The sequence below is a fragment of the Haloarcula vallismortis ATCC 29715 genome (genome assembly GCF_000337775.1).
In the GTDB taxonomy this organism is placed as follows: Archaea; Halobacteriota; Halobacteria; order Halobacteriales; family Haloarculaceae; genus Haloarcula; species Haloarcula vallismortis.
This window is the reverse complement of sequence record NZ_AOLQ01000042.1, coordinates 197,461-211,628: the sequence shown is the minus strand read 5'-3', so window position 1 is coordinate 211,628 and position 14,168 is coordinate 197,461. Positions and strand designations below refer to the sequence as shown.

Annotated in this window: 15 protein-coding genes and 1 tRNA gene; 8 read left to right on the top strand and 8 right to left on the bottom strand. The window is 62.8% G+C overall.

The features are described 5' to 3' along the window. Positions 1-119: 119 nt before the first annotated feature. A complete protein-coding gene (locus C437_RS11675; protein ID WP_004517164.1) occupies positions 120-1,751 on the bottom strand; it encodes an alpha-amylase family protein in 1,632 nt (543 codons plus the stop codon). A gap of 231 nt (positions 1,752-1,982) precedes the next feature. Here C437_RS11675 and C437_RS11670 point away from each other — a divergent pair, with 231 nt between their 5' ends. The 4 genes from C437_RS11670 (at position 1,983) to C437_RS11655 (ending at position 4,097) form a co-directional block, all read left to right on the top strand. Further along, on the top strand, positions 1,983-2,465 hold the full coding sequence (locus C437_RS11670) for a hypothetical protein (RefSeq protein ID WP_004517163.1): 483 nt from the start codon (positions 1,983-1,985) through the stop codon (positions 2,463-2,465). After that, entirely contained in the window at positions 2,462-2,896 is a 435-nt protein-coding gene (locus tag C437_RS11665) for a metal-dependent transcriptional regulator (protein WP_004517162.1), read from the top strand. Before C437_RS11670 ends, C437_RS11665 begins: the two co-directional genes overlap by 4 nt. Before the next feature lie 139 nt (positions 2,897-3,035). Then, a tRNA-Gln gene (locus C437_RS11660) sits at positions 3,036-3,108 on the top strand. Positions 3,109-3,368: 260 nt separating this feature from the next. Beyond that, the gene (locus tag C437_RS11655) at positions 3,369-4,097 is read left to right on the top strand and encodes a GNAT family N-acetyltransferase (protein ID WP_004517161.1); all 729 of its coding nucleotides are present in this window, start codon (positions 3,369-3,371) and stop codon (positions 4,095-4,097) included. Here C437_RS11655 and C437_RS11650 read toward each other — a convergent pair whose 3' ends face one another. Then, positions 4,098-4,295, bottom strand: coding sequence for a hypothetical protein (locus C437_RS11650; protein WP_004517160.1), 198 nt, complete (start codon positions 4,293-4,295; stop codon positions 4,098-4,100). Between the two features lie 278 nt (positions 4,296-4,573). On the opposite strand from C437_RS11650, the gene C437_RS11645 reads away from it, so the two are divergent. Next, a complete protein-coding gene (locus C437_RS11645) occupies positions 4,574-5,290 on the top strand; it encodes an HD domain-containing protein (RefSeq protein ID WP_004517159.1) in 717 nt (238 codons plus the stop codon). On the opposite strand, the gene C437_RS11640 is transcribed toward C437_RS11645, so the two are convergent. The 3 genes from C437_RS11640 to C437_RS11630 form a co-directional block, all read right to left on the bottom strand. After that, positions 5,285-5,983 (bottom strand): LysE family translocator, encoded by a 699-nt coding sequence (locus C437_RS11640; RefSeq protein ID WP_004517158.1) that lies wholly within the window; start codon positions 5,981-5,983, stop codon positions 5,285-5,287. The genes C437_RS11645 and C437_RS11640 overlap by 6 nt on opposite strands. Positions 5,984-6,020: 37 nt before the next feature. Continuing rightward, positions 6,021-6,911, bottom strand: coding sequence for a coiled-coil protein (locus tag C437_RS11635; protein ID WP_004517157.1), 891 nt, complete (start codon positions 6,909-6,911; stop codon positions 6,021-6,023). Positions 6,912-7,177: 266 nt separating this feature from the next. Beyond that, positions 7,178-9,022: a glycoside hydrolase family 2 protein gene (locus C437_RS11630; protein WP_004517156.1), complete on the bottom strand. Its 1,845-nt coding sequence runs from the start codon at positions 9,020-9,022 to the stop codon at positions 7,178-7,180. 108 nt (positions 9,023-9,130) lie between these two features. Between C437_RS11630 and C437_RS20635 the strand changes: the two genes are divergently transcribed. Beyond that, positions 9,131-9,304, top strand: a complete 174-nt coding sequence (locus C437_RS20635; protein ID WP_004517155.1) for a hypothetical protein — start codon at positions 9,131-9,133, stop codon at positions 9,302-9,304. A gap of 26 nt (positions 9,305-9,330) precedes the next feature. Then, positions 9,331-9,762: a DUF371 domain-containing protein gene (locus C437_RS11625; RefSeq protein ID WP_004517154.1), complete on the top strand. Its 432-nt coding sequence runs from the start codon at positions 9,331-9,333 to the stop codon at positions 9,760-9,762. A gap of 98 nt (positions 9,763-9,860) precedes the next feature. On the opposite strand, the gene thsA is transcribed toward C437_RS11625, so the two are convergent. Next, a complete protein-coding gene (gene thsA, locus C437_RS11620; RefSeq protein WP_004517153.1) occupies positions 9,861-11,420 on the bottom strand; it encodes a thermosome subunit alpha in 1,560 nt (519 codons plus the stop codon). 175 nt (positions 11,421-11,595) lie between these two features. Between thsA and C437_RS11615 the strand changes: the two genes are divergently transcribed. Further along, positions 11,596-12,405, top strand: coding sequence for an amidohydrolase family protein (locus tag C437_RS11615; RefSeq protein WP_004517152.1), 810 nt, complete (start codon positions 11,596-11,598; stop codon positions 12,403-12,405). Positions 12,406-12,452: 47 nt separating this feature from the next. On the opposite strand, the gene C437_RS11610 is transcribed toward C437_RS11615, so the two are convergent. After that, positions 12,453-13,358, bottom strand: a complete 906-nt coding sequence (locus C437_RS11610; protein WP_004517151.1) for a glycosyltransferase family 2 protein — start codon at positions 13,356-13,358, stop codon at positions 12,453-12,455. Positions 13,359-13,451: 93 nt separating this feature from the next. Next, complete coding sequence (locus C437_RS11605) at positions 13,452-14,156, bottom strand: class I SAM-dependent methyltransferase (RefSeq protein WP_004517150.1); 705 nt, start codon at positions 14,154-14,156, stop codon at positions 13,452-13,454. Between the last annotated feature and the right edge of the window lie 12 nt (positions 14,157-14,168).

Sequence of the window (14,168 nt, the reverse complement as noted above, 5' to 3'; positions counted from 1 at the left end):
CTCGGTTTAGCGAGCGGGGAACGCAGTGACCCGCGAGCAGCGAGACGGCGTTGCCGTCTCGGAAACGAACAGGCGGACCCCGCGAGCAAGCGTTCTATTTTGCAGTTTCCTTGGGACGCCTACCAGTCGCTCTTATCGCCGCGAAGCCAGACGTAGTCACACGGGTCCAGCAGGAAGGTGACGCCGCCGTCCGCGATGTGATAGCCGCCGTCACCGAGCTCCCGCGAGGTGTCGGCGTCGGGGACTTCCCACTGGAGGACGGATTCGCGGTACTCGTCGGCGAAGTTGTGGGCGAACATGAACGCGGTGTCGTCGGTGTCGACGCGGTGGACGAGCACATCTTTGTGGCCCGATTCGGCCAGATGGAGGTCGCCATCGCTTAGTTCGGTGTTGCGTGTCCGGGCGTCGACGATGTCGCTAACGCGTGATAGCAGCGAGTCGGAGTCGTCGCGCTGGTCGGCGACGTTGATTTTGTCGAAGCTGTACTCGGTTCCAACGATGGGTGGGTTGTAGCAGTCCTCGCGGTCGGCCGTCGAGAAGCCGCCGTTCTCGCTGTCGTCCCACTGCATCGGCGTGCGAACCGATTCCCGCTCGTCGAGCCAGAGGTCCGAGCCCATGCCGATTTCGTCACCGGAGAGGACCACCGGCGTCCCCGGATACGCGAAGAGGAGGCTGTGAGCCATCGCGATGCGGTCGTGGTCATGACCGAAGAGATCCGCGAGTCGGAGTCGGTGACCCCGACCGAAAATCCAGGAGGAGCCGTCGTCGGGCCCGAAGTACTCACGGGCGTGCTCCAGCGCTTCGTGGGGGAGTTTCAGGAGGTTCCACTCGTCGTGGTTCCGGAGGAAGTTCGCCCACTGGCCGACCCCGGAGATGTCCGGCAAGACCTCGTTCGCGCGGTGGAGCGGCCAGGTGTCTCTGACGCCGACGCCGTACACCATGTGGGCGTTCAAGACAAAGTTGAACATGAGATCGAACGCCTCGCCGTCACCGAAGTAGTAGTCGAGATGCTCGGGCTGGTCGTCGGCCTCGGCGATTAGCACGGCGTGGTCTTTCGCCGCCGTGACGACGCGTTTCAGCTCTTTGAACAACTCAATGTCCTCGGTCGTTCCGTTGTGGCCCTTGGGAAGGAGCATCGGGTGGGCAGCGTCGATGCGGAAGCCGTCGGCCCCCTGGTCCAGCCAGAAGCGCATCACGTCGTGGATTTCGTCGCGGACAGTCGGGTTGGCGACGTTGAGGTCCGGCTGATGGTGGTAGAACTGATGGAAGTAGTGCTTCCCGGCGGCCTCGTCGTAGCTCCAGACGCCGTCCTCGCGGTCGGGGAAGATATTGCTGGTCTTGTACGCGTCATCGAGATGGCTGGTCCACAGATAGTAGTCGTGGTACTTCGAGTCGGGGTCCTCTCGGGCACGCTGGAACCACTCGTGGTCGGTCGAGGTATGGTTGAACACGAGGTCGGTGAGGATGCGGATACCGCGGTCGTGGGCGCGGTCGGTGAGTTCCCGGAAGTCCGCCAGCGTCCCCATCCGGTCGTGGACGCTGTAGTAGTCGGCGACGTCGTAACCGTTGTCCCGGAGCGGGCTCGGATAGAACGGGCGGAGCCAAAGACAGGTCGCGCCGAGGTCGTCGATGTAATCGAGCTTCTCGATGAGGCCCTGGAAATCACCCCAGCCGTCGCCGTCGCTGTCGTTGAACGTCTTTACATCCAGTGTGTAGATGACCGCGTCCTCGTGCCAGCCGTGTTCTACCATCGCTTGTGTGTGCTATCGAGTCCCAGCCTCTGGTAGTTTCGGGTCCATCTGAGAACCGAGCCTGAAAGCTGTGGACGCGTCCGGCAGTTTCGGCCCCAGACAGCTATCGACTACGGGGCTCATCAAAAGCAGACCTGACCGGTTGCAGCTTGACGACAGGGAACCGCTTAAGTCCGGCCCTCCCCGAACTACGTGTATGACTGCAGTACAACGCCAAGTGGGGGTGTTGCCGTGAGTCTTACACAGCCGGTGGCGTCCGATCATCAGCTGGCCCGGCTGCTACAGATCGGCATCGTCCTCGAAGAGGTCGTCGAGGCACGGTCGGCCAAGCACGCTGAGGAAACGAGTGGAGCGCACGAGCAGGCGGTTCTTGACCTCCTCGCACACGCCGAGACGGAGTCAGCCGAGCACCGCCGGCAACTGGAGGCACTCATCGACGACCTCGAAGCGGATACCGTCCCGTTCGAGGAAATCGAGATGCTAGTCGAGGCCCAGTACGAGGCCGACAAGGACTTCGACGGCGTGTTGTACGACCAGCTCTGTAACGAGGAGACGGCGTACAAGTTCTACGACGACCTCATCGAAGCAATCGAGGCGTCCGACGTGACGTTCACGATCGACCGCGAGCGGCTGCTTGCTGTGCTGTCGGATATCCGTGAGGACGAGGCAGACGGTGTCGAAGACGTGACCGACCTGATGGAGGATTATCAATGAACACGCAGGCCCAGTATCTGAAAGCAATCTATCTCACCCAACAGCAGGAAGACGGTCCAGCATCTACCGGCGACGTGGCCGATATGCTTGATGTCAGCCCGGCGAGCGCAAACGAGATGATCGGCAAACTGGAGAACCGAGGGCTGCTGAACCACGAGAAGTACAAAGGCGTCGACCTCACCGACGACGGCATCGCACAGGCTCGCGAGGCGCTTCAGAACTACTGTATCATCGAGCGGTTCCTTATCGAGGTCCTAGAGGTCGAGGAGTTCCGGGCCGAAGCAAAGCAACTGGAGGGCGTCATCGACGAAACGGTCGCTGACCGTCTCGATACGATTATCGACCGTAAGCCGCAGTGCCCCGACTGTTTCGACCCCGAGGGCGATGTCTGTGGCCTGCTCGAAGTCGAGGCCGAAATCACCAGCGACTGACCGACTGCTCTCGAAGCGTTCAAGTGCGTTCCGTCGATTATCCTGAATACGGATAACTCATAGTGAGTGGAGTCCCGTGGTGGTGAGCAGAACTGGACGGTTCTGCGAGGTACACGGGACGAGCGAACGTAGTGAGTGAAGTCCCGTGGTGTAGTGGCCAATCATAAGGGCCTTTGGAGCCCTTGACGGCGGTTCGAATCCGCCCGGGACTACTTTTGTCGAACAAACTCGTAAACAGCAGCCAGCCTCGGCGATTCGAGCACAGAGGACAAGAGAATTTGACCGAGGGATTCGATATCCGAGCACAAACGGCGGCCACATTTCTGTGGCGTGGCAACGATAGCAGCGCTAGCAGGCCAACACGTTCGAGTCGTGACCACAAATCGTCGCGTTCGCATGAATAGCCCAACGAGTGTCCCAAATTCTGACATCGAACTGTAGATTTATGATGTTCCGTGCCAACTAGTGGCATATGCAAATCAGGGAGGCAGTGTCGTCGGACCGGCCGGCTATCCGTGACGTGGCGCGCCGCTCGTTAGCGGCGTCGTATTCGCTGGGGCCGAAGGCGATTACAAGCGCTATCGAGGAGTGGTACGACGAAGAGCGTATCAACGAAATACTCACAGAAGAGAGTAACCGGTTGCTTCTCGTCGCCGAGCGAGATGGGCAGGTGGTCGGTCTCTCCGAGAGCACCCTCTCGGGGGATAGCATCGGAACGATACTCTGGCTACACGTCGACCCAGCGTACCGTGGCGAGGGGATTGGGTCAGCATTGTTTGACGAGACCCACGGAGAGCTCCATGAACGCGGAGCCGAGACGCTCCACGGGCGCGTGTTGGCCGACAACGTCGAAGGAAATAGCTTCTACGAGGAGCGTGGCTTCGAACGCGCTGGCACGGGCGAAGTCGACATCGCTGGGCGGACCTACGTCGAGAACCTCTACACCGACGCCGAAGAGCTCGGGCGTGAGCCGATAAGCGACGACGGTCGGACGGTCTACGTCGACCACAACAACCACGAGTCCGGGTCGATAGCGCCGTTCCACGTGGTCCACGTCACCGAGGAGGGAAGCGACCGCTATGGCTACTTCTGTAGTAACTGTGAGACGCTGGCGAACGCGATGGATTCGATGGGCCGTATCGAATGTAACAGCTGTGGGAACGTCCGCAAGCCGATGCGATGGGACGCCGCCTACCTGTAATTAGGGCGGCGACTGGTCTCCCGTGCGCTGTGACGAGTCCTGTCGGTTCGCCGGGAGCAGTACCAGCTTGTAGTACAGGCCGAACAGGCACAGGGCGATACCGACGCCGACGACCACGTCAGTCGCCACGTGTTCGTTCGCTGCGTGGGTCACAATCGACACATCGCCGACGGGCAGATGGAGTGGCTGGAGTGGCATATATGCTGATTTATCTATTAGGTGTAAAAATCCGGACTGATGTTCCCAGCCGCTGAGAACCAGTCGCCGGCTGTCCCAAAGTACTGACCCCACCTGACGCAGAGGCAGAGACAGCGACGAGTAGATTCAAGAGACTGCGCCGATGGCCGCTCTGGGCCGGCGTCCGCGTCGGAAATTGCCGGGTGTGGCAGCCGTTCTCCCTGTCGTAACGCTAAAGAGTCGAACGTACGTCTATATGTGTAAGATGACTATCGAAATCTGTTTGCGGAGGTGGTGCTGTGGGCGTCGAGATTAGGGAGTCACCTGTCTCAGCCGACGCGTTCGAGGAAATGAAGGAGTTCGTCCACGACTACCTCGCGGCGAGCGTCGAAAACGAAGAAGAGGGCGGCCGTATGCGCTGGTATCCGTGGCACTCCGCGGAGTACCGCTTCAACCACATCCTCAACGTCGTCGACATCGCGACAAAAATCGCCCGCAAAGAAGGGGCGAACGTGGACGTGACTCGCGTCGCAGCGTTGTTTCACGACATCGCAAAACTGGAAGCCGAGCAGGACCTCCACGCGGAAGCCGGCGCTCGGATCGCACGCGAGTATCTGCGAGCACACGGTGACTACCCCGAGTCGTTTATCGAACAGGTCTGTGCCGCCGTCGAGGCCCACTCGTATCAGGGGCCACTGGATGACCTGCCGCTAGAAGTCCAGTGTCTCATCGAAGCGGACATCCTCGATAAGGTCGGCGCGAACGGGACCGCCCTGATGCTGTTGCGCATGGGCTATGAGTCCCGGACACACATGGACGCGGCCGAGATGGTCGACCGTGTCATCGAGCGCGGCGAGGACGCACGCGAGCGTGTGCAGAGCGATACCGCCGAGTCTATCGTCCACCAGCGGCTCAAGCGGACCCGTTGGTTCCAGGAGTGGCTAACGATGGAAGTCGCCGACATGGCCGTCGAAGACGACCTCGACGACGTGGCGACTGGGATGGGCGATTCATAGCGCCCGCAGCAGAAACAGAACGCCGGTCCCGGCGAGAACAGCGGCGCTAACCCACGCAATTAGTGGTGCAAGCCGTTCGATGCGCGTTCTCGCGGCGACAATCGCCGCCGGAAACCCGGTAATCCAGAGTCCGATTCCCCCGAAAAACCCACCCAGTAGCACCGGGTGGCCAGTTTGTACGGTCAGCGCGTCAGTCCTGACTGCGGGCACGTACGACGCCACGTCGACAACGCCCGGTTCGAGGAGACCCACGCCAACGGTGAGCCAGAAGGCGACCTGATAGGGGTTTGTCAGTGCCAGCACGAGCGCCTTGCGAAAGCCCCGGCTGTCCCCCGACGTGACTGACGAGTCGCCTTCGGTAACTACTGTATTGGCTTCCTGAACTGCACCGTAGGCGAACCAGAGCATCAACAGCCCGCCGGCACCGACCATCACTCGTCGCAGTCCCGGCGTCTCGGTGATGACTGTCGCGGCGCCGAGCACGGCGAGCACGAGGAAACAGGCGTCAGCAGTCATCGCGCCGAGGCCGGCGAAGAAGCCGGCCCGCCAGCCACGGAGCGCGCTCTCCTCGGCGATAACGGCGTTCATCGGACCCGGCGGCGCGGCGAGCGCAAGGCCGAACAGGACCCCACCGAGAGCTGTCGGGACGAGAGAGAGCGCACCGAGCTGTAGCAGGCCGAGTGAGTGATGCATCTATAGTCTGTGAAAACAGAGAGAAAATCCCGCAGACTTACAGCTTGCCGGCCTTCTGGAGCTTCATTAGGTCCTCGGTGTCGAGGGTCTCGCCTTCCTTGAACTTCTGATAAATCTCCTCGGCTTCCTCGCGAGCGGCTTCCTGCTTCTCCTCGCGCTGGGAGCGCTCCTGCTCTTCTTCCTTCTTGTCGAGTTCGCGGAGGCGCTTCTGGACGCGGACGAAGTCCTCGTGGTGCTGGTCGGCCGCTTCCTGGGCTTCGACGAACTCCTCGTGCTTCTCGTCGGCCTCGTCACGGATCTCGTCGGCCTCGCGGTAGGCCTCGATCATCTCGTTGTGGTGCTTCTGAGCCTCGTCGGCCAGTTCCGTGACCTTCTGGTGGTGCTTTGAGGCTTCCGAGCGGACCTCTTCTGCTTCCTCTTTGAGCTCTTCGAGGTCGCCGCCCTGATCGAGCTTCTCCTGTTTCTCTTGGAGCTTCTCGCGTTTGGTCTCGATTTTCTCGATGAGCTCTTTCTCGTCCTCAGAGGAGAGCACTTCTGTCTGTTGCTTGAATTCGAGGTCCTCGATCTCCTCTTTGAGTTGTTCGACCGACGTGCCCTCGTCGAGTTCGAGGTCGTTTTTCACGTTGTCGACCTTGTCGAACAACTCGTTTGCTTCCGCATTGAGCTCGTTGCGCTGGTCCTTGTGTTCCTGAACCTGCTCGTTGAGCTCGTCGCGCTTCTCGCGGTGTTCCTGAGCTTCGTCGACCTTCTCACGAGTTTTCGCGTTCAGGTCGTCGCGGGCGGAGGCCCGCTCGGACGCCATCTGGTTCAGCTCGTTCCGTCGGTCGCGGAGCTGGCCGGCGAGTTTGATGAGCTCGCCTTTCGATTTGTTTTCGAGATCCTCTTCGGTTACTGTAACGTTCTTTGATTCGTCTATCGAGTCTGCCATTGTTGAATCCTCTATGCCATCACCGCTTCAGCACAGACAGTCGGCCCACTACTGAGGGGCTGACACCAATAACAAGGGTTCCCTCTCATGTTGGGCTGAAAGCGATACTGCCTGAACGCGGAAGCGTTCTGGTGTCTACAAATAGAGGTGGATATTGTTTAAACATTCCGGTGCATCGAATACCGCGTCAACGTCTCACACGCCACATTTCGGGGGCGAGACGGTCAACGTCGCACGGTGGTTCCCTTGTATATCACGGGAATATATTACTGATTAATACAGTACTCGTTCTTGACCACCGTCTGACCGTCAGTGGCGGCGAGCGTCACGTCGTCACCGGCCGACAGAACGAGTGTGTCGACGGTAACGCGGGCAAACGGACCGACAGTGTGTTCGGCCTGTTCGCGATTCCCGTTGCAATCCCATTCCACCGTGAGATCCGCCTTTTCTGGACGGTCGTGGATGACAACGATATCCCGCTCACCGGGTGACGGGTCCGAGAGGACGACCTGTGTGGGCTCGTAGCTGTCGGTGAGGACACCGAATGCCGTTTTTTCGGTCCCATCAGCGGCGAGAACGCCCATACCCGCGTCACCAACATCTCGAAGGCTGTCTACAATCATGAGCGGCGCGGCGCGTTGCCGGAGCGTCTCGGCGACCTCGCGGACGACGCTAGCCTGATACGCCTGTGACGCATCGAGGCCGCCGTCGACGTGGCGGTCGTGGCAGGCGCTATCGAACCCGGAGCTGTCGTCCGGGGTCGGCGTCCCAAGCGAACCAGCGCCGAAGCCGGCGACGACGTCGCCCACATCGAACTGCGAACAGAGCCACGGGAGGTCGGCCGTGTCGCCGTATCGCCACCCCGGGTACAGCGTGGCCGCGTCGGGATCGATGCCGGGCGGGCCGACAACGGGAAACGTCGGAACCTCGTTGACGGTCGCTGCCACCGACTCGGCGTCCGCGTCGTCGTAGCTGGCCCGCCAAGCACGCCATCGGAAGCGGAGGCGGTCGAGGAAGCCGGACCCGAGTCCGTCGGCGTACGACGACACCGGTTCGTCGTGAACGCCCACGGCCGCGAAACTGGGATGTTGTGCGTAGGTCGTATTGAGTCGCGTTGCGAGGGCAATTCCTCGTTCGCTGTCGAATGAACCGGGGCCCGACAGTGGGAGGTCTTGCCAGAGTAAAACGCCGTGGTCGTCACAGGCGCGGGCCACTTCGGGCGGCGCTCCCTGTGCTCGGACACGGACCAGATTTGCATTGGCGTCGACAGCCCGTGCGACATCCTCGACGGTCGGATCGAGCAGCGTCACGCCGCGAACGGGCACGGCCTCGCCGTTGACCCGCAGGCCATCGTCGTAGGAGACGGTACGCAGTCCCGTCGTCACCGAGTGCTCGTCGTCACCGAGCTTCGCCCTGAGAACGTAGCGGGACTGTTCGCCGCGGTCGTGGGGCCACCACAGCGAGGGGTCGCGCACGTCCATCGTATATGTCACTGTCGCCGTCTCCTCGTCGGTCGAGACGCGGGCTCGGTCCATCATTCCCCCGCCGCGAACGTCCCCCTCCGGCCGCAGTGAGAGCGTAATCCGGTCGTCGAGGGAGTCTTCGGTCAGAACGGTCGCGGACACTTCGACGGCGGCGTCTTCCGGGTCGTCGCCCGCCATCTGCGGCTGGACCGAAAGCTCGCTCACACAGGGATCGGGCCGGGTTTCGAGGCTCGCGTCCCACCAGATGCCCGGGACACAGCGCTCCGGCGGGAGCTGGTCGGTCGCATGCAGACCGCCAAAGCGGTCCTCGGGCGTGCGACACTCCACGACGACCCGGTACTCCTCGCTCTCTGGGAGGCGAACGCGGAGCGGTTCGAAGTAGGCGTCGTGGCTGGTGAGCAAATCGCCGTTGCACCACACGCGCGTGTGTGCATACGTTCCATATAGAACCAGCAACGTGTGTGCGTCGCTCTCGTCCCGTGGGTCCGAGAACGTCGTTTCGTAGGCCACGGCCTCGGCCCCGGCGAACTGCTCGGGCCGGCCGGGCACCGACACCGGGTCCCACGCTTCCGGGGACGGCATCTCGTCGTCCGGCGCAACCGCCGCGCCGCGCCACTCCAGCGACATACCATGTGGCCCGTTCCGCTGGGGCATATCCTTTGCCCCACGGCTTCACTTTCACTTTCACTCCGGGGATGGCTCGCTTTGACATAGGTAGCCGCCTACTCTCCAGCTATGCTCACCGAACTGCACGAGGCGGCGACACCGACCTGCGAGGCCCAGCACTGCGAGCGCCCGCTCGGCGAGCCAGCCCTGGTGTTCGAAACCGACGCCGGCCGCCGCGAGGCCCACGAGTGTGCCTGCGGTGCGGTGACGGTTACCGTCGTCCGGTCGGAGTCGTCCCGCTGAAGTACGCCCGGCGGTGACCGGGAGGTATGACACTCGAGGAAGTGGTCCATGCACAGGGCCACGAGAACGTCTCCGGCGAGCACGCGAGCACGCTGGAAGTGACGAGCGACGACTTCCTGACACCGGCCGGTGACTGCATTCTAGCTATCGAAGCCGACCGCGTCCCCGCCGACTTCGACGACGAGTTCGTGACGGCCTGCCAGGACGCCGACGCGACGATTACGGCAACTATCGAGGCTGGCGACCACGCTGTCACTGTGACTGGGACCGGCCACCCCGACCTGTCGTTCGAGAACGACCGGAGCCACGTCCTGCGGACGAGCGACTACGTCGACGACCGGACCGTGATGGTGAACGCTGACGCGGCGGCCGCTGACGTCGACCGAGACCTCGTCGACGCGCTCGCGACCGGACACGATGCGACGCTGACGCTTGCTGTCGAACCGAGTAGCGAGTAAGGCGACCTTCTGCGTTTGCGGGTGCTACGTCTGCGGTCGTTGCATTCGCTTTTGCGCCGCTCTCCGGGGCAGTCGAAAGAAAACAGGTTGTAAACAGCTTACGACGACGAGATGACGTCGTCGATGCGGACGATCATCGTCGCCGCCTCGGTGGCGGAGTCGACCGCCTCGCGCTTGACAGCGGCGGGGTCGAGGATGCCGTAGTCGACGGGGTCACCGACGACGCCGGTCTGGCCTTCGCTGATGACGCCAGCGATGCCCTCGCTCTCGTGTTCGGCGCGGAGGTCGACGAGCGCGTCGATGGCGTCGAGACCCGTGTTCTCCGCGAGCGTGCGGGGCAGCACGTCGACGGCGTCCGCGAACGCTTCGACGGCGAGCTGCTTGCGGCCCTCGATGGACGCCGCTTCGGAGCGGATGTGGTCGGCGATGGCGATCTCCGTCGCACCTGCGCCGGGGACCACACCGCCGGCGTCGAGCGCGGCGATAACGGTGTCGAGCGCGTCGTTGAGCGCGCGTTCGAGCTCGTCGACGACGTGTTCGGTGGAGCCGCGAGCGATGACCGTGACGGACTCGGCGGTCGCGCCGCCGGTGATGAACGTCACGTCGTCGTCGCCCTGCTTCTCGACGTTGACGCTGTCGGCGTGACCGAGCGCGTCCTCGTCGAGGGCTTCGAGGGAGCCGACGCGCTTTGCGCCGGTGGCCTCGACGATGTCCTTGGCAGTCGAGGAGCTGATGCCGTCGGCGACGAAGACGCCTTCCTTGGCGAGCTGGGAGGCGACGCGGTCGGCGACGTCCTCGGTGACGAAGGCGACGTCAGCGCCGCTTTCGACGACTTCCTCAGCGTAGCCCTGCAGTTCGCTCTCTTCGGCGTCGAGCGCGGCGTTGAGCTGGTCGACGCTGGAGACGTTGTACTCGGCGTCGATGTTGCTCTCACGAACGTCGAGCTCGGTGTCGATGACCGCGATGGACGCGTCCTCGACCGAGGTCGGCATGTTGTCGTGGACGGCCGTCTCGTCGACGATGACGCCCTCGACGAGCTTGGTCGCGGAGGAAGCCGCACCCGACTGTGAGTGGACTTCGATGTTGTCCCGACGGACGCCGTTGTCGCTCTTGGCGTGGCGGACGGCGTCGACGACGACCTCTGCGAGTTTGCCGGCCTCGACGTCACCGGTGCCCTTGCCGGTCATCGAGGATTCAGCGACTTCGACGAGCGTCTCGTCGTCGAGGTCGGCGTCGAGGACAATCTCGTTGATAGCGTCCTGTGCGAGTTCGGCGGCGGCGGAGTACCCCTCGACGATTGTCGTCGGGTGGACGTCGTCGTCGAGCAGGTCCTCGCCTTTCGTCAGCAGTTCCCCGGCCAGCACGGACGCGGTCGTCGTGCCGTCGCCCACTTCGTCCTCCTGGGTCTGGGCAACTTCGACGATCATCTGGGCCGCGGGGTGTTCGATATCCATCTCGGAGAGGATGGTCGCCCCGTCGTTGGTGATAACCACATCACCGTCGTCGGAGACGAGCATCTTGTCCATGCCGCGGGGACCGAGCGTGGTCCGTACGGACTCGCTTACGGCCTTTCCGGCGGAGATGTTCGATGACTGTGCGTCCTTCCCGTGTGTGCGCTGGGCGTCCTCATCAAGGATGAAAAGAGGCTGGCCGCCCATGCGTCGCTGGCCAGATGACATATGTGTTGAACCTCACTTAAGACAAGGCAAGCGGTTCTATATAAAACTTTCTAACACCGCGGACCGCTCGTTGGGTGACAGCGCGGTGCTGTCCCCGTAATCCCCGCGGGACCTGCACATCTTTTAATATGGGTGTATACACACCGTATAGTAGATGCTGGAGCTGGAGCACGGGTTTCGGGTCGTCGACGTACACGCACGGCTGGAACCCGACGAGCAGCGCCGACCCCGTGACGGCATGGGTGACCCTGAGCAACTGGAACGGGAGATGCACCAGGCCGGCGTCGTCCGTTCCGTCGTCTTTCCCGACGAACGGGACGGGTCGTATCTGAAAGCGAACAACGCCGTCGCCCGGATGACCGTCGAGCGACCGATGGTCGCCTTCGCCAGAGTCAACGGCGCTCGGGACCCGGGGTCTGGCCCCGGGTCGACGCTTCGTAACCTCGCAAGTAGTCGCACAGACGACCACACCTCGCCGGCGGACATCGAACAGTACGCCTACGACGACCGGTTCTACGGCTTCAAGCTCCATCCGCCGACCGACGGACTACCCGATGAAGAAGTTCTCGCAGAACTGGAGTCCGTATCGCTGCCCGTTATCGTCCACGGCGGCGACGGGTTCCCGCCCGAAACTGTCGCCGAATCGCTGTTAGCGTACGACTTCCCGGTCATTCTCTCGCACTTCGGCGCGCACCCGCTTCGGCAGGACCTGATGGAACAAGCCATCGACCTGCTGGAGGTCCACGACAATCTGTATCTCGACACCAGCGCGGTCCGCTACCGGGGGCCGATGGAACGGGCGGTTCTAGAACACCCCGACCGCGTTCTCTTCGGGAGCGGCGTTCCGGGCGTCCACCCGAACGTGGCCGTGATGGAGATACTGACACTGGATGTCCCAGAAGACGCGATGCGAAAGGTGTTCTCGAACAATCCAAGCCGCGTCATCGAGGCGCTGGCACCCTGATCGCAGACGCCACCACCCCAACCGGACGGTCGCGGCCCGGCCTGTGACTACCGCCAGTCGTACACAGTTACGGCGCGGTCCGCACGCACGGAACGACCGTTCGGATTCCGGCGGGGTGTCCGGTCGGTCACGCGTGCCCTGATCCCGTCGACGATTCCGGACCCGACGCCGCCGAACACGTCCTGCCCGTTGCCGAGCCACTGGGACGGCGTCGTCTCTCCGCGCACGACATCGACCAGCGCGTCCGTCGCGTCACCGACCGCGTGACTGAGCAGTCGCCGCAGGACGGTCGGTCGGACGTTGTAGTTCTTCACCAGCCGGTACGCGAGCGAGCGGTACTTCCAGTTCCAGTCGGTTTCGGCGATGCCGCCGTCGGCTTCGAACTCACGGCTGACACACATTTCCGTACTCCAGTCGACGCCGTACTCACTGGCGGCCATCCGGTGTGCGAAGTCTCGGGCGCTGCCGACGTTCAGGTACTCGTCGAACCCGTCGAGTGCCTCTAGTACCTCGGCATCGAACGCGACGTTGCCGGGGTTGAAATACGTCACGTCGCGGCCAGCTATCGTCCGTGTTTCCTCCGTTTCGGTCGTCATTCCGGCCCACAGCTGCTGGTGTGTCGGTCCGGTGATGGCCCGGGCCGCCCCCGAGAGACCGTCTCTCACGGCGTCAGCCCAGCCGGACTCGACCGAGAGCGATTGATGGACGAGCGCGATAACGTCCCCCGTCGCTCGGTCGATCCCAGCGTTGCGGGCGACCGTAACCGAGCGGTCGGCGATTTCGACGAGAAGAGAGACGTCGTCCCGGTCGCGGATCATGCCGGTCGTGCCGTCGGCCGACGGGCCGTTGACGACGATTACTTCCGCATCCGGAATCTGCTCGGTGAGTGCGTCCAGACAGCCGGCCAGCTCTTCCCGGCCGTTCAGCGTCGGGACCACTACCGAGATATCCATACCTCTGGGTAGGACGGCGAAGGCGCTTAAAAGTCGCGGGAGGCGGACGCGGACTTCCCGGTAGAAAAAACGAGGCGTTTGAGCGGCGATGCGCTATACGTGGGTGTTCCAGTACGACACCGAGGCCAGCTTTTCGCCGAGTGGCGTGCCGCCAAGCGCCGTATCGAGCGAGCGGAACGAGGCGGCCAGCTCGTTCGGAATCTTCCGGTAGAACCCGTACGGAAGGAGCCAGTCGTGGTTCGCGTCGGTCAGTTCCAGTCCGGCCCCGTCTAATAGCCGGTCAATCTCCCAGCGGGAGTAGAGCCGCGAGCCCATCGGGAGCGCCCAGTTGTATATCGACCGGGTGGAAAACCGATTGAACGTGTCGAAAAAGACCTGTTCTTTCGAGACGCGGCGCATCTCTGCGAGAAACGCGGCGGGCGTGTCCGCCAGATGGAAAAAGCGCATCGCAAACACGGTGTCGAAATGGTCGTCCGGGAACGGGAGTCGGGCGGCGTCGCCCCGCATGAACTCCACGTGGTCGTCGACACCGGTCGCCTGTGCTTTCTCACGGCCCTGCTGGAGCATCGGTCCCGAGATGTCCAGCCCGGTGATGTTCGCGCCGCGCTCGGCCAGCATCACAGTGAACCGGCCGGTCCCGCAAGCGACCTCTAATACGTCCTTATCAGCCACGGGGCCGATTGCGTCGAGGACGGCCTGCTTCTCGCGTCGGTCGATCAGCCGACCACCGCGGGAGAACCGCTTGGCCTCGTACTCTTCGGCCACGGTGTCGGCCTGATACCACTCCTGCCCTTTCACGGTGTATTGCTC